The organism is Streptomyces sp. R41 (assembly GCF_041053055.1).
Taxonomy (GTDB): Bacteria; Actinomycetota; Actinomycetes; order Streptomycetales; family Streptomycetaceae; genus Streptomyces.
This window is the reverse complement of sequence record NZ_CP163443.1, coordinates 7,679,687-7,703,240: the sequence shown is the minus strand read 5'-3', so window position 1 is coordinate 7,703,240 and position 23,554 is coordinate 7,679,687. Positions and strand designations below refer to the sequence as shown.

Below are 23,554 nucleotides of genomic sequence, written 5' to 3'. Positions count from 1 at the left end.
GCCCCGACGCCCGTCCGGCCTGTGGATAACTCGGGCACATCTCCATGAAAACCCTGACGAAATCCCCGTCGAGAGCCCCGCCGGAACCTCCATAAGAATGGATGTTCGATTTTCGTGTCAAGCGCACCACACGGCATCCCCGAGAGTACGTCCGCGGTCCGACACCGCCCCGGATTTCCCACAGGCACGGGCCAGACACCGGGCTACTCTCCCGGGCGTACTGCCGGTGCCTTCGGCCGTACGACGACGGCGTGGGGCCTGCCCGCGAGGCTTGAGCCATGGAAACCACGAGGTCCCGGTCCCTGGCGCCCTTGAAGCTCACGCTGACGCCCCTGAAGCTCACGCTCCGTCCGGCCGAGCGGCTCTGCTACGCGACGGGCGCTCTGCTCATCGTCTCGGGACTCTTGCACCTGGTGGTCTTCGCCGTCGACGGCGGGCCCTGGGACGGGCCCGTGTCCTGGCGCAAGCCCATCACCTTCGGGCTCTCCTTCGGGCTGACACTGATCGCGGTCACGTGGGTCACGTCGTATCTGCGCGTCGGAACGCGACTGCGCACCGCGCTGCTCGTCGTGTTCGCCGCCGACTGTGTGGTGGAGGTCGGCGGGATCACCCTGCAGGCGTGGCGTCGGGTGCCCTCGCATCTCAACATGGAGACCGGCTTCGACACGGCGGTGTCCATGACGCTCGCGGTGGGTGGCGGGGTTCTCGTCGTGCTGCTCTCCGTGTTCGCGGTCGCCTCGTTCCGCAACCGGCCCGCAGGCCCCCTGGGCATGCCACTCGCGCTGCGCTCCGGGTTCGCGATCCTGCTTGTCGCGCTGCTGTCGGGCGCCGCGATGATCGCGCGCGGGGTGGTCCTCACGCGCACCGGCCACCAGGATGCGGCCTACCATTCGACGGCCCCGCTCAAGCCGCTGCACGGAGTGAGCCTGCACGCCGTGCTGGTGCTGCCCGCGCTGGCTTGGCTGCTGTCCCGTACATCCTGGAGCGACCGGATCAGGCAGCGAGTCATGTACGCGGCGGTCGGCTGCTACGCGGCGGCCGTCGTCGGCGCCGGTGTGTGGGCCGTGCTCACCTGGTGAACATCACCGGCTGAACAGCCCCCGCACGCGCGCGAAGAAACGGCCTTGGCCACTTGTCCGGTGCCCGTGCACCCGGGGGTCGTCCGTGACGTCGTACCGCTTCACATACGCCCCCAGGAAGGCCTGCAGGGTGGCGACGGCGGGGATGGCTATCAGTGCGCCGACAGCACCGAGGAGCGCGGTGCCCGCGATGACCGACCCGAAGGCGACGGCGGGGTGGATGTCGACGGTCTTGGCGGTCAGCTTGGGCTGCAGTACATAGTTCTCGAACTGCTGGTAGATGACGACGAAGATGAGCACCCACAGCGCGTACCAGGGGTCGATCGTGAAGGCGATCAGCATCGGCAGGGCGCCCGCGAGATAGGTGCCGATGGTGGGGATGAACTGCGATACCAGGCCCACCCAGACGCCGAGCACGGGCGCGTAGGGCACACCCAGGGACTCCAGCAGGATGTAGTGCGCGATGCCGGAGATCAGCGCCATCAGACCACGTGAGTACAGATAACCGCCGGTCTTGTCGACGGCGATCTCCCACGCGCGCAGCACCTCGGCCTGCCGGGCCGGTGGCAGCACCGAGCACAGCGCGCGCCGCAGCCGCGGTCCGTCGGCGGCGAAGTAGAACGAGAACAGCGCGATCGTCAGCAGCTTGAAGAGGCCGCCCAGCACCTGCGCGGACACGTCCAGGACGCCTGTGGCGCTGTTCTGCACGTACTTCCGCAGCCAGTCGGAGTGGACCAGGCTGTCCTGGATGTCCACCCGTCTCAAGTCGGTGTGGAAGTGGGTGTTGATCCAGTTGATGACCGAGTCGAGGTAGTCGGGGAAGCCCTCGATCATCTTGATGATCTGGCCCGCGAGCATCGAGCCCAGCAGCGTGATGAATCCGGCGATCGCGATCATCGCGCCGAAGAAGACGAGGAAGGTGGCCAGTCCCCTGCGCATGCCGCGCGAGGCCATCCAGCTCACCGCGGGTTCTATCGCGAGTGCCAGGAAGAACGCGATGAGAATGTTGATCAGCAGGCTGGTGAGCTGGTGGAACGCCCAACTGCCCAGCTGGAAGACGGCGACGAGCGCGAGGGCGAGCACCATGGCGCGCGGCAGCCAGCGCGGCATGCGCCCGCTCGGGGCGGCCGCGTCCCCGGCCGGGGGGCCGCTGGGCGGCGTCGTGCCGAACGGTGATGCCTGCTGGGCGACCTGCGCGGTCTCGTCTGTCGGGGCCACGGTGCAAGTCTCACCCACGCCACCGACAATCGACCCCCGCCCCCCGATCTTCGTGACCCGTCAGCGGTTTTCGTACGGAACGTTCATGGCCGTGCACACCACGCGCCACACGTCCTTGGCCTCCCAGCCGGCGTTGAGCGCCTCGTGCACGGTGCGCCCGCCGAGCTCCGTCATCACGTGATCGCGCGCGAAGGTGTCGGCGTACCCCGCACCGAAGTGATCCGCCATCCGCTGCCAGAAGACCGTCAACCGCATGACTCCAGTATCCCGCCCCTGAGAGTGGGCCCGAGCCGTGACCGCTCGCCGAGACCGCTTTCCGTCCTACGGTCTGACGCATGGCCGAAACAGGAGCATCCCCACTCCCCCCGACGCCCCCGGCGCACACCCCGCTCTCGCGCGCCGAGCACTTCATCTGGCTCACCGCGCGCGTACTGGAGCAGCGCCGGTTCGCATATCACTTCCTGAACAGCGGCGTCGGCGGCGCCGACGCGGTGGAGACCGCGCTGACCGCCTACCGCAACGAGGACGAAGGGTACGGTCACGCGCTCGAACCCGATCTGCGCGGCCCGGTCAGCCAGCCGCTGCACACCGGGCACGCGCTGCGCGTGCTGGACTCGATCGGGCGCTGCGGCGGACAGCGCGTGGAGCGCGTGTGCCGCTATCTGACCTCCGTGTCGACGGCGGACGGCGCGCTGCCGGCGATCCATCCCAGCCAACGCGGCTATCCGACGGCCCCCTTCGTGCCGATCGTCGACGACCCGCCGAGCGAACTCCTCGCCACCGGGCCCGTGGTGGGCCTGCTGCACCGCAACGAGGTGTGGCACGCCTGGCTGTTCCGGGCCACCGACTTCTGCTGGCAGGCGGTGGAGTCCCTGGAGAAGTCCCATCCGTACGAGATCGAGGCCGCCGTCGCCTTCCTGGACTCCGCGCCCGACCGCCCGCGCGCGGAGGCTGCCGCCGACCGTCTGGGCCGCCTGGTGCGCGAGCACCGGCTCGCGGCGCTGGACCCGGAGCGCCTTGAGGCCTTTCCGGTCGCGCCCGGTTACGCGCCGGGCGAGCACCACTTCCCGCACGACTACGCGAAGACTCCCGGCTCACTCGCGCGCGCGTGGTTCACCGACGAGGAGATGGCACGCTCGCTCGACCACCTGGCGGACGAGCAGGAGGCGGACGGCGGATGGCCTATCCGCTGGCGTCAGTGGGCGCCGGGCATCGCCCTGGAATGCCGCCCCATGGTGACGATCGAGGCGCTGCGCACGCTCCGGGCGTACGGACGGTCGATCGGCTGACGTTCCTGACGTTCGGGGACGCGGAGCGGCGTTCAGGGACGTTGGTACGGGCCGTCGCTCGGAGTGTCCCTGGTGTCCCTCGTGTCCCTGAGGAGCAGCGCCGCGATCGCCAGGGCCGCTCCTCGGGGTGACGACAGGTCGATGCCGGTCAGTTCGCCGATCTTGGCGAGCCGGTTGTCGACGGTGTTCGGGTGCAGTCCCAGCGCCGTCGCGGTGGCCCTGCGGTCCTGCCGGCGGGCGAGGTGGGTCCGCAGGGTCTCCAGGAGCTCGGGGCGGTCGGCGACGGGATCGAGCAGTGCGGCGATCTTGTGGCTGCTGGGATCTGGGCGCGAGAGATGGAACTCCAGAAGGACGTCCTCCAGGCGGTGCAGTCCGGGCGGCAACCCGCACGCGCGCGTGACGCGCAGGATCTCCGTCGCGGTGCGGGCCGCCTCCGGGATGTCATCGGGCCCGGCGGCCGGTACGTGCGCGACCCTGACCGACGTCCTCAGGGCCTTGCTCAGCCGCTGCGCGAGGTCGTCCGGCGGCTCGCACTCCTTGGGTACCACGGCACGGCCCGGGCGGGTGTCCAGGAGCGCCGCCACCTCCGTACCGAAGGTGTGGTCCAGGACGGTCTGCGCCCTGCGCTGTCGCCGCCGTTCGCCCACGGAACCCTCGGCGGACGCTCCGAGGTCGAGGGCGAGCACCAGGGCTGGGCCTTCCAGGCGCAACTCGTCCAGGAGGATGTGGCCGGGCTTGAGCACTCCGTCCAGTAGTCCGCGTACCAGGGAGCGGCGCTGGGCGCGGGCGTCGGCCTCCAGAGCGGTGCGCTCGTCGACGTACGTCTCGGCGACCGCGCCCACGACCCTGTGGTGCGACTCCAGGAGGAGGTCGACCAGCTCCACGAGGGCGGCTTACTCGCCGGGCTGTGCCGTCTCGCGCAGCGCCCGCCACAGCACATACGCGCCGAGCGAGTGCGTGCGTGCGCAGCAGCAGGTGCAGCGGCATGCCCTCCTCGGCGCGCTGGGCGGCCCGCTCGCGGAACAGGCGCAGGTTGGCGCGCGCGAGGTGCGGATCGCCGGCGCGGCGCAGGAACAGGCGGATGCCGTGCCGGGCCGTCGCGGCGATCTCCAGGTCCTTCACGTCGTCCGGGAGCTCCGCATAACCGGGGAGCGCCTCGAAGGAATCGCGGGCCATTCGCCGGGCCAGCTCGTCGACCCGGGGCTCACAGCGCAGCGCGAGCACCCGGCGGCTGCGGAGAGGGTCACGGCGGGCTCCTGCGGGCGTACGGGCGGCTTGTGACGCGTCACAGTACCCAGGCTCTCTGTGCTGCCCTCGGACAGGGCAATCGGTCCTCTGTGGCGATCGGTCCGTACGCACGCACGCGTACCGCCCGAATACGTACCGACGTCAGCCGGTCATCGCCCGAACCCCCGCGGTCACCACCACCGCCGCGGCGACCACGAGCAGGAAGGGAGCCCGCAGGATCAGTGCGACGGCCGCCGCGGCCAGTCCCGCGGCCTTCGCGTCCACGACCAGGACGCGCCCGTCGGCGAAGGTCTGCTGGGCCGTGAGCGCGGCGAGGAGGGCGACCGGCAGCAGAGCGGCGAGGCGCTGGACGAGCGGCCGCTCCAGTACGCCGGCGGGGACCAGCAGCCCGATGAGTTTGACGGCGTAGCAGCCGAATGCGGTCGCGCCGATGGCGATCCAGATGTTCAACGGTCTTCCCTTGGTGCGTCATTGGCGGTCTTCACACTGCGGCGCCCCTCTACGTAGAGGACGGCGGGAGCGGCCAGCGCGGCCACCAGTACGGGAACTCCGGCGGGCAGCACGGGCAGCAGACCAAGCATCAGGAGGACCGCGATCCCCGCGGCGGCGCGCTCCGTGGTGGTCTTCAGCATGGGCGCGAGCAGCGCCAGGAAGACGGCGGGCCCGGCGGCGTCCAGCCCCCACGCGTCGGTGTCGCCGATGGCCTCGGCTCCGACGGCGCCGAGCAAGGTGGTGAGGTTCCACAGCACGTAGAGGGAGAGCCCGGTGACGGTGAAGCCGATGCGGACGCTGCGGCGGGTGGGTTGGGCGAGCGCGACCGCCGTGGTCTCGTCGATGACCCACTGCGCGGCGAACGGACGCACCGCGCGCGGGAGGGCGAGCAGTTGCGACAGGCGCAGCCCGTAAAAGGCGTTGCGCACCCCGAGGAAGAAGGCGCCCGCGGCCGCCGTGAGCGGGTTGCCCCCGGCCGCGAGCGCGCCCACGAGCGCGAACTGCGAGGCACCGGTGAACACCAGGAGGCTGAGCGCGCAGGTCTGCAGCAGCGTGAGCCCGCTGCCGGCCGAGGTCACCCCGAACGCGAAACCGGACAGCCCGACGGCGACCCCGACCCCTAGGGCGTCCCGGACGACGACGGCGTCGGGTTTTCCGACGTCTCCACTGCGTCCGACGTCTCCATGGCGTCCGCCGCCTTCACCGCGACCGGCGTCTCCACCGCCTCCGCCGCCTTCACGGCGTCCGCCGTCTTCACCTCGTATGTCTGCGAGAGCTGTCTGTTCTGCCACGCCCTGGACGGTACGAGCAGTCCCCCGTCACCGTCTTGTACGTTCTTGCGCTCGCGCTGGTAGGCGCCCGGGGGCACGCCCACGATCCGGGTGAAGTGCCGATTGAGGTGCGGCTGGTCGGTGAAGCCGACGGCGACGGCCGCCTCGGCAGGTGCGGCACCGGCGTCCAGGAGGTGGCGTGCCCGGCGTACGCGGGCGTCGGTCAGCCAGGTGTGGGGCGGCATGCCATAGGCGTCCCGGAACGCGCGCAGCAGCGCGAACGGGCTGGTGCCGAGGTCGGCGGCGAGCCGCTCCAGGGTCGGGGGCTCGGCCATCCGCTCCTCCAGCACGGCACGCGCGCGTGCGGCGGTGCGGGCACCCGCGGTGCGCACGGCCCGCTGCGGCAGCGGGCCTCCGTTCAGGCGCAGCAGCCGGGTCACGGCAACGCGCAGCAGGGTGTCGGCGGCGAGCGCGTTGCCCTCCTCCGCGGCCCGCAGCACCTGGTGGACCAGGCCCGCCGCGTACGGGTCGTCGAGCACCGGACTGGTGAATCCGGGGGTGCCGCGGATTGCGGTCGTCTCGGCGGCGATCTCGGCAACCAGCTCCGGCGACGGGTACACGGCACCGTACCGCCAGCCTTCGGGGACCCCGGCGCGGCCCGTGTGCGGAGTGTCCGGGTTGACGAGCGCCAGGGCGCCCGGGCCCGCGTACTGGTCGGCGCCGCCGTGGTGGAAGACCTCGACACCGTCGGCGATGGCGGCGATGACGAAGTTCTCGTGGGTGTGCCGGACGAAGATCTTCTCGACATAGCTGGCCCGCAGCAGATCGACGCCGGGCAGTTCCGCGTACTGCCAGTGCCGAGCCCGCTCCTTCCCCGAACCTGCCATGCCCTCATTCTCCGCCACCACGACAGGGCCTGGCCGATGAAGCCCCACCGGCCGGCGGCCGATGACGCACCGCGTCCGGCACAACCGCTGGACGCACCCCGCCACCCCGCCGGCTACTGGCGACACCCCCACCGGCCCGCAGCCGCCGGCCGGCAGAAGGAGACGGGCCGGGGATGTCCGCCGGCAGCATCCGGCGCGTCACCGCCGCCGCCTTCCCCCGAGGGCCCGATTCCGCGCCGGCCCGAGGACGGACATCCCCGGCCCGTACCCGACCCACGCCCGACCGCGGGCGCAACAGCTCACGCCGGCGAACGCATCCCCGCAGGTCAGAGCCATTGTCAGTGGCCGGGTGCAGGATGTACGCATGGTCAGCTCCGCACACCGAGCCCTCGACGGCTTCTCCCCCGCCACCCGCGGCTGGTTCACGGGGGCATTCTCCGCGCCCACCGCGGCCCAGGCCGGGGCATGGGCGGCCATCGGCGCGGGCTCGGACGTCCTGGTCGTCGCCCCGACCGGCTCCGGCAAGACCCTGGCCGCGTTCCTCGCCGCGCTCGACCAGCTGGCCTCGACTCCGCCGCCGGCGGACCCAAAGAAGCGCTGCCGAGTGCTGTACGTATCACCGCTGAAGGCCCTCGCGGTGGATGTCGAGCGGAATCTGCGCAGCCCGCTGACCGGCATCCGACAGGAGGCGGTGCGGCTCGGACAGCCCGAGCCCGAGGTGAAGGTGGGCATCCGCTCCGGCGACACCCCGGCCGCCGAGCGCCGCGCACTGGCCACGCGCCCGCCGGACATTCTGATCACGACCCCCGAGTCACTGTTCCTCATGCTGACGTCGGCCACGCGCGACGCGCTGACGGGCATCGAGACGGTGATCCTTGACGAGGTGCACGCGGTCGCGGGCACCAAGCGCGGTGCCCATCTCGCACTCACCCTGGAGCGCCTCGACGAGCTGCTGCCCAAGCCCGCCCGACGCATTGGCCTGTCCGCGACGGTGCGTCCGGTGGACGAGGTCGCGCGCTATCTCTCGCCCCAGCGCAAGGTGGAGATCGTCCAGCCGCCGTCCGGCAAGGAGTTCGACCTCTCCGTGGTCGTCCCAGTCGAGGACTTGGGCGAGTTGGGGGGCTCGCCGGTCGCCGACGGCAATGAGGGCGCCGAGAAGCCCTCCATCTGGCCGCATGTCGAGGAGCGGATCACCGACCTCGTCCAGTCCCACCGTTCGACGATCGTGTTCGCCAACTCCCGCCGCCTGGCGGAGCGCCTCTGCAACCGGCTCAACGAAATCGCGTACGAGCGGGCGACCGGCGAGCCCCTCGAAGAGGCACACGCCCCAGCCCAGTTGATGGGCGGATCGGGCGCGGCTCAAGGCGCTCCGCCCGTCATCGCCCGCGCCCACCACGGCTCCGTCTCCAAAGAGCAGCGGGCCCTGGTCGAGGAGGACCTGAAGGCGGGCCGGCTGCCCGCGGTGGTCGCCACATCCAGTCTCGAACTGGGCATCGACATGGGCGCTGTGGACCTCGTCATCCAGGTGGAGTCGCCGCCGTCCGTGGCCTCCGGGCTCCAGCGCGTGGGCCGCGCGGGACACCAGGTGGGCGCGGTCTCCACGGGCGTCGTGTTCCCCAAGTACCGCGGCGACCTGGTCCAGGCGGCCGTGGTCACCGAGCGGATGCGCACCGGCTCCATCGAGTCCCTCCGGGTCCCCGCCAATCCCCTGGACGTGCTGGCCCAGCAGCTCGTCGCCATGACCGCGCTCGACACCTGGCAGGTCGACGACCTGCTTGCCACGGTCCGCCGGGCGGCCCCCTTCGCGTCGCTCCCGGAGTCGGCGTTCACCGCCGTGCTCGACATGCTCGCGGGCCGTTATCCCTCCGACGCGTTCGCGGAGCTCAGGCCCCGCGTGGTGTGGGACCGCGTCGCGGGCACGGTCACCGGGCGCCCCGGCGCCCAGCGCCTCGCCGTCACCTCCGGGGGCACCATCCCCGACCGCGGGCTCTTCGGAGTCTTCCTCGCGGGGGCCGACCCCAAGAAGGGCGGCGGCCGGGTCGGCGAGCTCGACGAGGAGATGGTCTACGAGTCCCGCGTCGGCGACGTCTTCACGCTGGGCACCAGCTCCTGGCGCATCGAGGACATCACCCGCGACCGTGTGCTGGTCTCCCCCGCACCCGGCGTCCCTGGCAGGCTGCCCTTCTGGAAGGGCGACCAGCTCGGCCGCCCGCTCGAACTGGGCCGCGCGGTCGGCGCGTTCCTGCGCGAGGTCGGCTCGCTCCCCAAGGACGACGCCCGGCTCCGACTGCTCGCCGCGGGACTGGACGCCTGGGCCGCCGACAACGTGCTGTCGTACCTCGCCGAACAGCGCGAGGCGTGCGGGCACATCCCGGACGACCGGACCATCGTCGTCGAACGCTTCCGCGACGAGCTGGGCGACTGGCGAGTCGTCGTGCACTCCCCCTTCGGCGCCCAGGTCCACGCCCCCTGGGCCCTCGCCCTCGGCGCCAAGCTCTCCGAGCGGTACGGCATGGACGCCCAGGTCATGCACGCCGACGACGGCATCGTGCTGCGACTGCCGGACGCCGACCTGATGGGCCTGGATCTGCTCGACCAGACGCCCATGAAGGCGGGCACGGAGTACGACGCGGACCAGGCGCCGGTCGGCGCGGCGGACGTCGCCTTCGACAAGGGCGAGGTCAACCAGATCGTCACCGACCAGGTGGGCGGCTCGGCACTGTTCGCCTCCCGTTTCCGCGAGTGCGCCGCCCGCGCGCTGCTGTTGCCGCGCCGCAACCCCGGCAAGCGCACCCCGCTGTGGCAGCAGCGGCAGCGCGCCGCGCAACTGCTCCAGGTGGCCAGCGAGTTCGGCTCGTTCCCGATCGTCCTGGAGGCGGTCCGCGAATGCCTTCAGGACGTCTTCGACGTCCCTGGCCTCACGGAGCTGATGGGCGACATCGAGTCGCGCAAGGTGCGCCTCGTCGAGGTCACCACACCGGAGCCTTCCCCCTTCGCCCGCTCGCTCCTCTTCGGATATGTCGCCCAGTTCCTGTACGAGGGGGACTCACCGCTCGCCGAGCGCCGCGCCGCCGCCCTGTCGCTGGACTCGCGGCTACTGGCCGAGCTGCTTGGCCAGGCCGAGCTGCGCGAGCTCCTCGACGCCGATGTCCTGGCCGAGCTGGAGCGGGAGCTCCAGTGGCTGACGGAGGACCGTCGCGTCAAGGACGCCGAAGGTGTAGCCGATCTGCTGCGTCTGCTGGGCCCGCTCACGGACGCCGAGCTGGCCGAGCGGGGCGCCGAGCCGCAGTGGGCCCGGGAGCTGGCCGCCGCCCGCCGCGCCATCCGGGTCCGGATCGCCGGGACCGACCACTGGGCGGCGATCGAGGACGCCGGCCGGCTGCGCGACGCACTCGGTACGGCGCTGCCCGTCGGCGTCCCGGAGGCCTTCACCGAGCCGGTCAAGGACCCGCTCGGCGACCTCCTCGCTCGGTACGCGCGCACCCACGGCCCGTTCACCTCGACAACGGCCGCCGCCCGCTTCGGCCTCGGTACGGCCGTGACGGACGGAGCGCTGCAGCGACTTGCCGCGAGCGGCCGTGTCGTACAAGGGGAGTTCCATCCGGCGGGCATCGGCCAGGAGTGGTGTGACGCGGCCGTGCTGCGCAGGCTGCGGCGCCGTTCGCTGGCGGCTCTGCGCCATGAGCTGGAGCCGGTGCCGCCCGCCGCGCTCGCGCAGTTCCTGCCGCAGTGGCAGCACGTGGGCAGCGGGCACGGGCTGCGCGGTATAGACGGACTGGTGCGCGCCATCGAGCAGTTGCAGGGCGCGTCCGTGCCCGCGTCCGCGCTGGAGAAGCTCGTCCTGCCGTCCCGGGTCGCCGGTTACGCCCCGGCGTTGCTCGACGAGCTCACGGCCGCCGGCGAGGTCGTCTGGGCCGGGGCGGGAGCGTTGCCCGGCAAGGACGGCTGGGTCTCGCTGTATCTGGCGGACGCGGCCCCGCTGCTCCTGCCGGCCCCGCACCCCTTGGAGTTGACCGCGCTCCACCAGTCGATCCTGGACGCCCTCTCCGGGGGCTACGGCCTCTTCTTCCGCCAGATCGCCGACCAAGTGCGCGCCACCACGCATCCCGACGCCACCGATCCCCAACTGGCCGACGCCGTCTGGGACCTGGCCTGGTCAGGACGGCTCACGAACGACACGCTCGCGCCGATGCGCTCCCTCCTGGGGTCGGGCCGTACGGCCGGGTCCACGGCCCACCGCGCCAAGCGCTCGATCCCACGCGGGCGCTACGGCTCCCTGACCGGCGCCGCGCGCCCCCAGTCCCGTACGGGCCCGCCGACCGTGGCGGGCCGCTGGTCGCTGCTGCCCGGGCGCGAGCCCGACCCCACCGTGCGCGCCCACGCCCTGGCCCGCACCCTGCTCGACCGGCACGGCGTGGTGACCCGGGGCGCCGTCGCCGCGGAGGGCGTCGAGGGTGGCTTCTCGGCGGTGTACCGCATCCTGTCCGCCTTCGAGGACAGCGGCCAGGCGCGCCGCGGCTATGTGGTCGAAGGCCTCGGCGCCGCCCAGTTCGCGATGGACGGCGCGGTGGACCGCCTGCGCGCCGCGGCGAACGCCCGGGACCGGGGCGAGGCTTTGTCCGATCCGGACCTCACGAACGGATTCCCGGGCTCGCAGGTTTTCCCGGCCGGCGGCGGCCGTACGAACGGCCGCCCAGGCAACCAGGGCCCCACGCACGCCCACGGCTTCCCGGACGGGTCCGGCTTCGGCAACGCCCACGGCTTCCCCGACAGCCCGGGCTTCGCCGACGACGACGGCTTCGCGAGCAGCACCGGTCCCGCCGGCGACCACACCTTCACGGCCGACCACACGTTCGTGGCCGACTCCGCCTTCTCGGCCGAGCCCCCGGGCCCGGCCTACCCCGGCAACCCCGCCTTCTCGAACAACCGCTCCCGCACCCGCGCGACCACCCAAGCCGTGGTCCTCGCCGCGGCCGACCCCGCCAACGCCTACGGCGCGGCCCTGTCGTGGCCCGACCCCCCGACAGAGGCCGGGCACAAGCCGGGCCGCAAGGCGGGCTCCCTGGTCGTGCTGGTCGACGGCGAGCTGACCCTGTACATGGAGCGTGGCGGCAAGACCCTGCTGGCCTGGCCCTCCGATCCGGACGGGTCGGTCACGGAGGACATACGTCTGCGCGCCGCCGCCGAGGCCCTCGCCGGAGCGGCCCGCGCCGGCTCTCTGGGCACGGTCACGGTGGAGCGCGTCAACGGCGCCTCCGCGCTGACATCCCCTTTGGGCACCGTCCTGGAGACGGCGGGCTTCATCGCGACGCCCCGCGGACTGCGCCTTCGCGCGTAAGCCCCCGGCGCCGTACAGCACAACCCGTACCACAACCCGCACCGCACACCCCCTACGCACAACCCGTGCCACCCTTGACCCATGCCCGAAGGAGACACCGTCTGGCAGGCCGCGAGGCGGCTGCACCTCGCCCTCGCGGGCAAGGTGCTGACCCGTTCCGACCTGCGGGTGCCCAAGTACGCCACCGCCGACCTGACCGGACGCATGGTCCTGGACGTCACGCCGCGCGGCAAGCACCTCCTCACGCGGATCGAGGGCGGACTGACCCTGCACTCGCATCTGCGGATGGACGGCTCGTGGAAGGTGTACGCGAACGGCCAGCGCTGGAGCGGCGGCCCCACGCACCAGATCCGGGCCATCCTCGGCACCGCGGACCGCACGGCCGTCGGCTACCGGCTGCCCGTGCTGGAGTTGCTCCGCACCACCGACGAGGACCGTGCGGTCGGCCATCTCGGCCCCGATCTCCTGGGCCCGGACTGGGACCCGGACCTGGCGCTGGAGAACCTTCTGCGCGACCCTGCCCGCCCCCTCGGCGAGGCCCTGCTCGACCAGCGCAATCTCGCCGGCATCGGCAACGTCTACAAGAGCGAACTCTGCTTCCTGCTCGGCGTCACCCCCTGGCTCCCCATCGGCGACCTGCCCGCCGACCGCGCCGCCCAGCTGCCCGCCCTCGCCAAGAAGCTCCTCGAAGTCAACCGCGACCGGCCGGCGCGCAGCACCACGGGCCGCCGCGACCAGAACCTCTTCGTCTACGGCCGCACACCCCGCCCCTGCCTGCGCTGCCGCACCCCGATCCGTTCGGCGGACCAGGGTGACGGTTCCCGCCAGCGCCCCACCTACTGGTGCCCGACGTGCCAGAGGGGGCCCACCCCGCCGCCGGGCGCCGCCCAGCCCCGTACAAGTCCCCGACGTACGACTAATTGACGACCCGTCAGAAACCCTCGTACCGTCCCTGCATGCCCCTCAAGGCGTACGACCTCACCGGACGCACCGCATTCGTCACCGGCGCCGCCAGCGGCATCGGCCGCGCATCCGCCGTTCTGCTCGCGGAGGCGGGCGCCACCGTCCACTGCGCGGACCGTGACGCGCAGGGCCTGCACGAGACGGCGACCCTGATCAAGGGCAAGGGCGGCACCGCCCACACCCACCCGCTCGACGTCACCGACCGCGACCAGCTCCAGCAGGCCGTCGCCTCCTGCGAACGCCTCGACGTCATGGCGGCGGTCGCCGGGATCATGCACAGCAGCCCCGTCCTGGAGACCCGCGACGAGGACCTCGACCGGGTGTTGAGCGTCAACTTCAAGGGCGTGCTGTACGCCTGCCAGGAAGCCGCCCGGCTCATGATCGCGAAGAGCATCCGCGGCAGCATCATCACGATGGCGTCGGGAGCCATAGACACCGGCGGCCCCGGCCTGTTCTGCTACAGCGCGGCGAAGGCGGCCGTCGTGCAGCTGACGAAGACCCTGGCGACCGAGGTCGGCCCGCACGGCATCCGCGTCAACGCGGTCGCGCCCGGCTGGATCCGTACGCCGATGACCAACCGCCACGGGGATGCGCAGGCACACACGGAAGCCTTCATGGCGCGGCTGTCGCCGCTGGGCCGGGTCGGCGAACCCGAGGACATCGCCCACGCCGTACTGCACCTGGCCTCGGACGCCTCGACGTTCACCACGGGCCAGATCCTCCGCCCCAACGGAGGTGTGGCGATGCCTTGGTAGCCCCTGCCCTTCACCCACGCACCGCCGCTCCCACCCATACGCCCGGTCGCCCCCCGCATCCCCGCGCGCCGCCGCCTCGGTCCCTCGAGCCCCCCCGGCAGGCCTGCCCGCAGCACCCCGGGCGGCTTTCCCCTCCTGAGCGCCGCCCCTCCCGCCACGGCCGACCACGCGCCCCCGCCCCCTTACTCCACGCCCCGCGCACGCCCCCCCGCGCTCCCCCCCGCCGCCGCCAGGACTCCTGCCAGGACACGCGCCACCGATCCGACCCCGTGGCCCTCACCGCCCGGGCCTTCGGCACGCAGTGCACCGGCAGCAGGCTCAGCCCCCATCCCCCGGCCGCGACCGCCCCCTCCAGCATCCCGGCGTCGGGCATCAGCGCGAGCCGGAGCACACTCCACCACCACAGCGCGCCGAGCCCAAGTGCGGACCCCCAGCGCACTATCCGCCCTGCCATGGTGCCCACCTCCAGCCCGACGCTAGACCGCGACCTCACGCCCCGGCAGGGCGCACCAGCGGCACACAGGCGCATCCTGGGCAGCTCCCGAGGGCGATCACCCGTTCTCCGCCTGGAACATCCAGTGGTGCTTCTCGAGGTCGGCCGTGATCCCGATGAAGATGTCCTGGCTCACCGGATCCGGGTCCGCGGTCGTCGCCACCCGCTCCCGCATCCGCGTGATCACCGCGCCCAGGGCGTCCACGAGCGTCTTCACGGCGTCGGTGTCCTTGACCCAGCCCTCGGGCGTCGCGCCGATACCGCTTCTGGCCGCCACGGTCGCGGCCCGGCCGTCCGGCGAGACACCCAGCGTCGCGGCACGCTCCGCCACGGTGTCGGAGTGCAGCCGCGCACTGTCCACGACCTCGTCGAGCTGGAGATGGATGGAGCGGAAGCGCGGTCCCACCACGTTCCAGTGGACCTGCTTCGCCACGAGGGAGAGGTCCACAAGGTCGACCAACGCGCCCTGCAGCGCGTCGGCCACCGCCTTCAGGTCCGCGTCGGGCAAGGGGCTCTTGACGACGTACATCCGCATCCTCCGGTGATGACGATCGCGACCATCACGATGGTCGCGACGCCCGAGTCGATGACGTACGACCGGCAATTCCGCCGATCGGCCCCCGCCCTGTCCCTCCACCATGGCCGCCACACCGGATACCGGCAAACGGACCCATACGGGACGCTCGCACCACGCAAAAGCCCCGGCCGCGCTCCTCCGGGTTTCCCCGGAGAAGCCCCGGCCGGGGCTTCGCATACGCATCCTCAGCTCATGAGCGCGAACTCGTGAGCGTCAGGCGGCGACGACGTCGACCGCCTCGGTAGGCGCCTTGATCGTGACCCGTTCCGGTGGCACACCGGTCACCGATACGGAATTGAGCATCGGGCGACGCACCGGTGCGGGCACCGGTTCGGTGGCCGCAGCCGACTGTGCCAGCTCGGCGAGGGCGAGCTCGTCGCTCACTTCCCGCATGAGCTCGGACATCCGTACGTCCAGCGCGTCGCAGATCGCGGAGAGCAGCTCGGAGGAAGCCTCCTTCTGCCCCCGCTCCACCTCGGAGAGATAGCCGAGTGAAACTCGGGCGGACGAGGAGACTTCGCGCAGAGTACGGCCCTGGCGCTGGCGCTGCCGACGCAGCACGTCACCCAGCAGGCGACGGAGCAGAATCATCGGTGGCTCCCTCCTCGGACCGCGTAGCCGCATCCTTCACGCCCCACCGTACCGCCTTGCGCCGCGGCCGTGCGGGGAGCGATGTCGTGTTCACTCAGGGCTGCAAACATCAAAACCCCCCGTTCTGTTCCGTATCCTGTGCCCGCTCATTCCCGGTCTGTTCGCCCGCAAGCCCCTTCAGGAGCAGTGCGAGTACGCTCCGTACACTCTCCATACGGATTTCCGCCCGGTCGCCGTTCAACCTCAGCGGTATCACTTTCCCGCCACCGGCGGCATTAAAAGATGATTGCGTCGGCCCGTCGACGGCCACGAAGACAGTGCCCACCGCCTGTCCGTCCTGGGGCTCGGGACCGGCGACGCCCGTGGTCGCGATCCCCCAGTCCGCGCCGAGCGCCTTGCGCACGCCGACCGCCATCTGGGCCGCGACCTGCGGATCCACCGCACCACGCTCGGCCAGCAGAGTGGCGTCGACACCGAGCAGGTCGTGCTTGAGCTCAGTGGCGTACGCGGTCACGGAGCCGCGGAAGACCTTGGAGGCACCCGGCGCCGCGGTGATCTCCGCCGCCACCAGACCACCGGTGAGCGACTCGGCGACGGCGAGCGTCTCGCCCCTCACCATGAGTAGTCGCAGCACTTCGGCGGCCTGGGAATTCACCGCTCCGCCTCCTCGGCCGCCGCCTGCCGCTCGGCGATTCCGCGCCTGCGCAGCACAATGGCCTGTCTCACATAGTCGAGCCCGGTGACCACGGTCAGGACGACTGCCACGGCCATCACCCAGAACCTCAGGGTGGCCAGCGGCCCCGTCAGCGCCAGCACGTACATCCCGACGGCCGTGCCCTGGGCCAGCGTCTTCATCTTGCCGCCGCGGCTCGCCGGGATGACCCCGTAACGGATCACCAGGAAGCGCAAAAGAGTGATCCCGAGCTCACGCCCGAGGATCACTCCCGTCACCCACCAGGGCAGATCGCCGAGGTAGGACAGACAGATCAGGGCCGCACCCATGATCGCCTTGTCGGCGATGGGGTCGGCGATCTTCCCGAAGTCGGTGACCAGGTTGTACGTGCGCGCCAGATGGCCGTCGAAGATGTCGGTGATCATGGCGACGGCGAAGGCCGCCCAGGCCCACGCGCGCATGGCGGGGTCGTACCCGCCGTCGGCCAGCATCAGCGCCACGAAGCCGGGCACGAGGACGAGCCGGATCATGGTCAGGATGTTGGCGATGTTCCAGAGGCTGGCCTGGTTGACGGCCGCAGCGCCCAGCTTCCCGCCCCGCGCCGGCTTCGCGCCCCCAGGAGCACCGGATGCGCCGGGAGCGCCCGCCGCACCCTTCGCGCTGGGGGAGCCGCCTGCCGCGGATGCCGGGACTCCGGTCATCTGGCCGCCTCCTCAGTACACGGGAGCGAGCCCAGGAGCGGCTCGGCCACCAGGTCGACACCTTCCGTACCGACCACCTTGGCCTCGACGATACGGCCGACGGTCAAGCCCTCGCCGCTCGTGAACAGCACCTGACCATCCGTCTCGGGCGCCTGGTGGGCGGCGCGGCCGACCGCGCCCTCCTCGTCGTCGATCGACTCGACCAGCACATACACCGTCTCGCCGACGCGCTCCTCGGCGCGCTGCGCGACCAGTTCCTCGGCGAGCCGGGACACGCGCGCGAGGCGCTCGGCGACGACGTCCTCGTCGAGCTTGTTCTCGTACGTCGCCGCCTCGGTGCCCTCCTCGTCGGAGTACCCGAAGACGCCGATCGCGTCGAGGCGCGCACCCGTGAGGAAGCGCTCCAGCTCGGCGAGATCGGCCTCGGTCTCGCCGGGGAAGCCCACGATGAAGTTGGATCGCACGCCGGCCTGTGGGGCCTTGGCGCGGATGGTGTCGAGCAGCTCCAGGAAGCGGTCGGTGTCGCCGAAGCGGCGCATGGCGCGCAGCACGTCCGGTGCGGAGTGCTGGAAGGACAGGTCGAAGTAGGGTGCGATGTTCGGCGTCGAGGTCAGGACGTCGATGAGTCCGGGGCGCATCTCGGCCGGCTGCAGATAGCTGACCCGCACGCGCTCGATGCCACCGATCTCGGCGAGCTCGGGCAGGAGGGTCTCCAGGAGGCGGATGTCGCCCAGGTCCTTGCCGTACGAGGTGTTGTTCTCGGAGACCAGCATGATCTCCTTGACGCCCTGCTCGGCGAGCCAGCGAGTCTCGTTCAGTACGTCGCTGGGGCGGCGCGAGATGAATGAGCCGCGGAAGGACGGGATGGCGCAGAAGGAGCAGCGCCGGTCGCAGCCCGAGGCGAGCTTCACCGAGGCCACGGGCGAGCCGTCGAGGCGGCGGCGCAGCGGCGCGCGGGGGCCGGACACCGGGGCCACGCCCTCGGGCAGGTCCGAAGGGGCGCCGTGGCCGGGAAGGGCCACTTCCTCCCCGGCGCTCTGCCGCTCGGCCGGGCTGATCGGCAGCAGCTTGCGCCGGTCGCGCGGGGTGTGGGAGGCGTGGATGCCGCCGTTCAGGATGGTCTGGAGGCGATCGGAGATGTCGGCGTAGTCGTCGAAGCCGAGCACACCGTCGGCCTCGGGCAGCGCCTCGGCGAGCTCCTTGCCGTACCGCTCGGCCATGCAGCCCACCGCCACGACGGCCTGGGTTCTGCCATGGCCCTTGAGATCATTGGCTTCGAGGAGGGCGTCGACGGAGTCCTTCTTGGCGGCCTCGACGAAGCCACAGGTGTTGACGACGGCGACGTCCGCTTCCTCGGCGTCCTCCACGAGTTGCCAGCCGTCCGCCTCCAAGCGGCCTGCGAGCTCCTCCGAGTCCACCTCGTTACGGGCGCAGCCAAGAGTGACGAGTGCGACGGTACGGCGTTCAGGCATGGGCTCAAGACTACTTTGTCTCACTGACAGCCCACGTCGACGGGGTTGGCCGATCTTGGCCAACCCCGTACCGGCATACCCCTTGGGACCGTTATCCGACCTGGGGGTCACCCTTTGTATACGTCAGGCGCTCGACCGCGCCGGGCTGGAAGTCGTCCTCGATCTTCTTGCCGTTGACGTACAGCTGGATCGCGCCGGCGTCACCGAGGATGAGGTTGATCTTCGAGCTGTCCTGGAAGGTCTTGGACTCGCCCTGCTTCAGCAGCCCGTCGAAGAGCATGCGGCCGTTGTGGTCCTTGGCGGAGATCCAGCTGCGTCCGTCCGCGGCGCTGACCTGCACGGTCACCTTGTCCTGCGGGGCGGCCGCGATGGCGCTGTCGGACGGGTCCGGCTTCGGGTCGGCGGGCTTGGTCTCGGTCGGCTTGGTCAGGGGCTTGCTGGTGGTCGGCGTGGACCCCTCGGCGACCTGCGTCTTCGTGTCGTCCCCGCTGTCGCTGCCCTTGACCACGGTGAACCCGACGAAGCCGATCACCGCGACGATCGCGGCGACCATGGCGGCGGTCCAGTTCGGCCCGCGCCGCTCGGGACGGATCCGTTCCGCCTCGAAGAGCGGGGCCGCCGGCGTCGGTGCGGGGCGCCCGCCGTGCTCGGCGTCGTAGCGGGCGAGCAGCGGGGCCGGATCGAGGTGGACGGCGCGTGCCAGGGTCCGGATGTGACCGCGCGCGTAGACGTCGCCGCCACAGGGGGCGAAGTCGTCCTGCTCGATCGCGTGGATGATGGCGATACGGACCCGGGTGGCGTTGCTGACGTCGTCGACGGTCAGCCCGGCCTCGATGCGTGCCTGCCGCAGGGCACGGCCGATCGAAAGCTGCTCGGCCTCGCGGTCGTCTTCGAACGGACGCTCGTCTTCAGGGGAGTTGCCGTCAGGGGAGTTGCCGATGGACACGGGGGCGCCTTTCGAGCGTGTAGCCACCTGTGCTGGAGGTTCAGTCTAGGGGGGGTACGAAAGGGTGGGGCAACCGGGCGGTAGCACTTTGTACGCCATCAGAATGGCCGGTCATCCTGATGCTGGGACATGTACGTGTCCCCTCGCACAACTTGACGTACGACGAAGGGAAACGGTTGCCCGCCGATCACTTACGGGTGAGTCACGTTCGAATACCTTATTGCCCCGGACCCGCCCGGAGCGCGACCGACCTGTCCCGTTTTCCTTACGCTTCAGCTTCCCCACGAATCACCGCGAGCACTCCATCAAGCTCGTCGGCCTTCACAAGAACGTCACGTGCCTTGGAGCCCTCACTCGGGCCGACGATGCCGCGGGACTCCATGAGGTCCATCAGCCGCCCGGCCTTGGCGAATCCGACGCGCAGCTTGCGCTGGAGCATCGAGGTGGACCCGAACTGGGAGGTGACGACCAGTTCGGCGGCGGCGCACAGCAGATCGAGGTCGTCGCCGATGTCCTCGTCGATCTCCTTCTTCTGCTTGGTGCCCACCGTGACGTCTTCCCTGAAGACCGGGGCCATCTGGTCCTTGCAGTGCTGGACGATCGCCGCGACCTCGTCCTCGGTGACGAAGGCGCCCTGCATACGGGTTGGCTTGTTGGCGCCCATCGGCAGAAAGAGTCCATCGCCCTTGCCGATCAGCTTCTCGGCGCCCGGCTGGTCGAGGATGACCCGGCTGTCGGCGAGCGAGGAGGTGGCGAACGCGAGCCTGGAGGGCACGTTCGCCTTGATCAGACCGGTGACGACGTCGACGGAGGGCCGCTGCGTGGCGAGCACCAGGTGGATGCCGGCGGCGCGCGCGAGCTGCGTGATGCGCACGATCGCGTCCTCGACATCGCGCGGCGCGACCATCATCAGGTCCGCCAGCTCATCGACGATCACCAGCAGGTACGGGTACGGGCTCAGCTCGCGCTCACTGCCCTCGGGCAGCTTCACCTTGCCGTTCCTGATGGCCTCGTTGAAGTCGTCGATGTGCCGGAACCCGAACGCCGCGAGGTCGTCGTAGCGCAGATCCATCTCCCGTACGACCCACTGCAGCGCCTCGGCGGCACGCTTCGGGTTGGTGATGATCGGCGTGATCAGATGCGGGATGCCCTCGTACGCGGTCAGCTCGACGCGCTTGGGGTCGACGAGGACCATGCGGACGTCCTCGGGAGTCGCGCGGACCATGACGGACGTAATCAGGCAGTTAATGCACGAGGATTTACCGGAACCGGTGGCTCCGGCGACGAGTACGTGCGGCATCTTCGCGAGGTTGGCCATCACATAGCCGCCCTCGACGTCCTTGCCGAGCGCGACCAGCATCGGGTGGTCGTCCTCGGCCGCGTCCGCGAGCCGCAGCACGTCGCCGAGATTGACCATCTCGCGGTCGGTGTTCGGGATCTCGATACCGACCGCCGACTTGCCGGGGATCGGGCTGATGATCCGCACATCGGGGCTGGCGACGGCGTACGCGATGTTCTTGGTGAGCGCGGTGATCCGCTCGACCTTCACGGCGGGGCCGAGCTCGACCTCGTAGCGCGTGACCGTCGGACCGCGTGTGAAGCCGGTGACGGCGGCGTCGACCTTGAACTCCATGAAGACGTTCTGCAGCGAGGCGACCACCGCGTCATTGGCGGCGCTGCGCGTCTTGCCGGGGCCGCCGCGCTCCAGCAGGTCGAGCGACGGCAGGGCGTAGGTGATGTCGCCGGACAGCTGGAGCTGCTCGGCGCGCGGGGGGAGCTCGCGCGGCTCGTCGGGCGCGGCCTTGGTGAGGTCGGGCACGACGGCCTCGACCGGCAGGGCCTCCTGCTTGGGCGGCCTGGCGCTCTTGCCGCGCGCCGCCGGTACCGGCGTCGTCTCCTCGTACCCCTCGCGCTCCACGGAGACGCCCTGCGTCAGATCGGCGACCAGTGGCGAGGGCGGCATGCCGTGCAGGACGGCACCGTCGAGCGCGGCAGCGGCGGCCGCGGCGACGTCCACCGCGTCCATCGGCCGGTGCATGTCCGGCTGCTGCACCGCGGGCCGTCTGGGGCGGCTCCGGCGCTTGGTGAGCGCCTCCTGCTCGGCACTGTCGGGGTCGTACGCCTCGGAGGAGCGCGAGCGCCTCCGGGAGCGCGCGGGGAGCGCGCCGCGCCACTGCTCGTCGTAGCGCTCGTCGTCCTCGCCGAACTCGTCCTCGTCGACGTCGGCCTGGACGATGCCCAGCTTCTGCCCCAGGAGCCGCAGCCGCTGCGGAATCGCGTTGACCGGGGTCGCCGTGACGACCAGCAGCCCGAAGATCGTGAGCAGCACGAGGAGCGGTACGGCCAGGACGTCGCCCATCGTGTACGTCAGCGGGGTGGACGCGCCCCAGCCGATGAGCCCGCCGGCGTCCCTTATCGCCTGCATGCCGTCGCTGCGCGCGGGTGCCCCGCACGCGATGTGGACCTGGCCGAGCACGCCGATCACGAGCGCGGACAGGCCGATCACGATGCGGCCGTTGGCCTCGGGCTTCTCGGGGTGCCGGATGAGCCGGGCCGCGATGACGCCGAGCAGTATCGGGACGAGCAGGTCGAGGCGGCCGAAGGCGCCGGTCACCAGCAACTCGACGAGGTCGCCGACGGGGCCCCGCAGATTGGACCACGTACCCGCCGCGACGATCAGCGCGAGACCGAGCAGCAGGAGCGCGAGACCGTCCTTGCGGTGCGCCGGGTCCAGACCCTTCGCGCCCCGCCCTATGCCGCGGAACATCGCTCCGACGGCGTGCGCGATGCCCAGCCACACGGCGCGTACGAGTTTGTACACGCCCGAGGTCGGGTTGGGCGCCGGCGCGGGAGCGGCCTTCTTCGCCGCGGTCTTCTTGGCGGGCGCCTTCTTGGCGGCTGCCTTTTTCGCGGGGGCCTTCTTCGCCGGAGCCTTCGTCGGAGCGGCCGCCTTCTTCGCGGGCGGCTTCTTGGCTGCGGACTGACGTGAGGCCATGTGTGTGAGGTTACCGGTGGAGACGACAGCGGACACGTGTGCCCAGTGCTTCACCCGTTCGTGTCGCCCTTGCCGAGGACCGAAACTGACGTCGGCTCACGCCGGGCGCGGAGCTCGAAGGCTCCTGGCAACGCGAATCGCCCTGAGACGACGGAGAGGCATTCAGTTCCACGACTGCAGCGGCCAGTTCCGCTGGAGCGACACGCACTTCTGGTGAGCAGCGCTCAGTTCCGCTGAAGCAGCGCTCAGTTCTGCGACGGCACCGAAGGTGCGCCGCTCCCCGTGCCCGGCTCCAGGGCGTCCAGCGCCCTGCGCAATCCCGTGAGTTTGCGTTCGAGATGGGCCGCGGTCGCCACCGCCGCCGCGTCGGCCGAGTCGTCGTCGAGCTGCTTGGACAGGGCCTCGGCCTGCTCCTCAACGGCCGCGAGCCGCGCGGAGAGTTCGGCGAGGAGTCCGGCGGGCTCCTTGGTGTCGCCGAGCGCCGCCTTGCCGCCGCCCTCCAGCTGGAGCCGCAGCAGGGCCGCCTGCTCCCGGAGTTGGCAGTTCTTCATGTAGAGCTCGACGAAGACGGAGACCTTCGCGCGCAGCACCCATGGGTCGAAGGGCTTGGAGATGTAGTCCACCGCACCCGCCGCGTACCCCCGGAAGGTGTGGTGCGGTCCGTGGTTGATGGCGGTGAGGAAGATGATCGGGATGTCCCGGGTCCGTTCTCGCCGCTTGATGTGAGCGGCGGTTTCGAACCCGTCCATGCCCGGCATCTGGACGTCCAGCAGAATGACCGCGAAGTCGTCCGTGAGTAGTGCTTTGAGCGCTTCCTCCCCGGACGATGCCCGCACCAGTGTCTGATCGAGCGCGGAGAGGATCGCCTCCAGCGCCAACAGATTCTCCGGCCGGTCATCGACCAGGAGGATCTTGGCCTTCTGCACCATGGCCCGCCCTCCTCGCCCCGGCATGGGGCCTCCCCTGTCCGCAGGACTTGGGGAAGCACCGGGCGCCGCCCCAGGGGACGACTCCCTTGCGCCGCCCGTCCTTGTGCCGGTCATGGTAGCCGCACCCCGCCTGTCGCC

19 protein-coding genes and 1 pseudogene are annotated in these 23,554 nt (G+C 71.1%); 6 read left to right on the top strand and 14 right to left on the bottom strand.

Annotation, left to right across the window (positions count from 1 at the left end; translation table 11 throughout):
• Positions 1-278 precede the first annotated feature (278 nt).
• Positions 279-1,079, top strand: a complete 801-nt coding sequence (locus AB5J53_RS35110) for a hypothetical protein (protein ID WP_369249616.1) — start codon at positions 279-281, stop codon at positions 1,077-1,079.
• 3 nt (positions 1,080-1,082) lie between these two features.
• Here AB5J53_RS35110 and AB5J53_RS35105 read toward each other — a convergent pair whose 3' ends face one another.
• Both AB5J53_RS35105 and AB5J53_RS35100 read right to left on the bottom strand, forming a co-directional pair.
• Entirely contained in the window at positions 1,083-2,297 is a 1,215-nt protein-coding gene (locus tag AB5J53_RS35105) for an AI-2E family transporter (protein WP_369249615.1), read from the bottom strand.
• Positions 2,298-2,357: 60 nt separating this feature from the next.
• Positions 2,358-2,552 carry a DUF3046 domain-containing protein gene (locus AB5J53_RS35100; protein ID WP_189188176.1) on the bottom strand — a complete coding sequence of 65 codons (195 nt, stop codon included), beginning with the start codon at positions 2,550-2,552 and terminating at the stop codon, positions 2,358-2,360.
• A gap of 80 nt (positions 2,553-2,632) precedes the next feature.
• Between AB5J53_RS35100 and AB5J53_RS35095 the strand changes: the two genes are divergently transcribed.
• Positions 2,633-3,586, top strand: coding sequence for a hypothetical protein (locus AB5J53_RS35095; protein ID WP_369249614.1), 954 nt, complete (start codon positions 2,633-2,635; stop codon positions 3,584-3,586).
• A 32-nt stretch (positions 3,587-3,618) separates the two neighbouring features.
• Here AB5J53_RS35095 and AB5J53_RS35090 read toward each other — a convergent pair whose 3' ends face one another.
• A complete protein-coding gene (locus tag AB5J53_RS35090; protein ID WP_369249613.1) occupies positions 3,619-4,470 on the bottom strand; it encodes a PucR family transcriptional regulator in 852 nt (283 codons plus the stop codon).
• A gap of 73 nt (positions 4,471-4,543) precedes the next feature.
• On the opposite strand from AB5J53_RS35090, the gene AB5J53_RS35085 reads away from it, so the two are divergent.
• On the top strand, positions 4,544-4,867 hold the full coding sequence (locus tag AB5J53_RS35085) for a hypothetical protein (RefSeq protein ID WP_369249612.1): 324 nt from the start codon (positions 4,544-4,546) through the stop codon (positions 4,865-4,867).
• A gap of 108 nt (positions 4,868-4,975) precedes the next feature.
• On the opposite strand, the gene AB5J53_RS35080 is transcribed toward AB5J53_RS35085, so the two are convergent.
• The 3 genes and pseudogenes from AB5J53_RS35080 to AB5J53_RS35070 form a co-directional block, all read right to left on the bottom strand.
• Positions 4,976-5,284: an AzlD domain-containing protein gene (locus AB5J53_RS35080; protein WP_369249611.1), complete on the bottom strand. Its 309-nt coding sequence runs from the start codon at positions 5,282-5,284 to the stop codon at positions 4,976-4,978.
• On the bottom strand, positions 5,281-6,117 hold the full coding sequence (locus AB5J53_RS35075; protein WP_369249610.1) for an AzlC family ABC transporter permease: 837 nt from the start codon (positions 6,115-6,117) through the stop codon (positions 5,281-5,283). The genes AB5J53_RS35080 and AB5J53_RS35075 overlap by 4 nt, the downstream gene beginning before the upstream one ends.
• Positions 6,087-6,983: pseudogene (locus AB5J53_RS35070) on the bottom strand (AraC family transcriptional regulator); the annotation flags it as partial. The gene AB5J53_RS35075 and the pseudogene AB5J53_RS35070, both read right to left, overlap by 31 nt.
• Positions 6,984-7,347: 364 nt before the next feature.
• On the opposite strand from AB5J53_RS35070, the gene AB5J53_RS35065 reads away from it, so the two are divergent.
• From AB5J53_RS35065 to AB5J53_RS35055, 3 genes are all read left to right on the top strand, one after another.
• Entirely contained in the window at positions 7,348-12,321 is a 4,974-nt protein-coding gene (locus tag AB5J53_RS35065; protein WP_369249609.1) for an ATP-dependent helicase, read from the top strand.
• 81 nt (positions 12,322-12,402) lie between these two features.
• Entirely contained in the window at positions 12,403-13,245 is an 843-nt protein-coding gene (locus AB5J53_RS35060) for a DNA-formamidopyrimidine glycosylase family protein (protein WP_369249608.1), read from the top strand.
• 32 nt (positions 13,246-13,277) lie between these two features.
• Complete coding sequence (locus AB5J53_RS35055) at positions 13,278-14,039, top strand: SDR family NAD(P)-dependent oxidoreductase (RefSeq protein ID WP_369249607.1); 762 nt, start codon at positions 13,278-13,280, stop codon at positions 14,037-14,039.
• A 551-nt stretch (positions 14,040-14,590) separates the two neighbouring features.
• Here AB5J53_RS35055 and AB5J53_RS35050 read toward each other — a convergent pair.
• From AB5J53_RS35050 to AB5J53_RS35015, 8 genes are all read right to left on the bottom strand, one after another.
• Positions 14,591-15,061, bottom strand: coding sequence for a Dps family protein (locus AB5J53_RS35050; RefSeq protein WP_369252648.1), 471 nt, complete (start codon positions 15,059-15,061; stop codon positions 14,591-14,593).
• Between the two features lie 261 nt (positions 15,062-15,322).
• Positions 15,323-15,700, bottom strand: a complete 378-nt coding sequence (locus AB5J53_RS35045; protein ID WP_028802355.1) for a helix-turn-helix domain-containing protein — start codon at positions 15,698-15,700, stop codon at positions 15,323-15,325.
• A 109-nt stretch (positions 15,701-15,809) separates the two neighbouring features.
• Entirely contained in the window at positions 15,810-16,355 is a 546-nt protein-coding gene (locus tag AB5J53_RS35040; protein WP_369249606.1) for a CinA family protein, read from the bottom strand.
• Positions 16,352-17,074 carry a CDP-diacylglycerol--glycerol-3-phosphate 3-phosphatidyltransferase gene (gene pgsA / locus AB5J53_RS35035; RefSeq protein ID WP_369249605.1) on the bottom strand — a complete coding sequence of 241 codons (723 nt, stop codon included), beginning with the start codon at positions 17,072-17,074 and terminating at the stop codon, positions 16,352-16,354. Before pgsA ends, AB5J53_RS35040 begins: the two co-directional genes overlap by 4 nt.
• The gene (gene rimO, locus AB5J53_RS35030; protein WP_369249604.1) at positions 17,071-18,546 is read right to left on the bottom strand and encodes a 30S ribosomal protein S12 methylthiotransferase RimO; all 1,476 of its coding nucleotides are present in this window, start codon (positions 18,544-18,546) and stop codon (positions 17,071-17,073) included. Before rimO ends, pgsA begins: the two co-directional genes overlap by 4 nt.
• Before the next feature lie 91 nt (positions 18,547-18,637).
• Positions 18,638-19,492, bottom strand: coding sequence for a helix-turn-helix domain-containing protein (locus AB5J53_RS35025; RefSeq protein ID WP_369249603.1), 855 nt, complete (start codon positions 19,490-19,492; stop codon positions 18,638-18,640).
• A 265-nt stretch (positions 19,493-19,757) separates the two neighbouring features.
• Positions 19,758-22,487: a DNA translocase FtsK gene (locus tag AB5J53_RS35020; protein ID WP_369249602.1), complete on the bottom strand. Its 2,730-nt coding sequence runs from the start codon at positions 22,485-22,487 to the stop codon at positions 19,758-19,760.
• 245 nt (positions 22,488-22,732) lie between these two features.
• On the bottom strand, positions 22,733-23,416 hold the full coding sequence (locus AB5J53_RS35015) for a two-component system response regulator (protein ID WP_189188163.1): 684 nt from the start codon (positions 23,414-23,416) through the stop codon (positions 22,733-22,735).
• Positions 23,417-23,554: the final 138 nt, after the last annotated feature.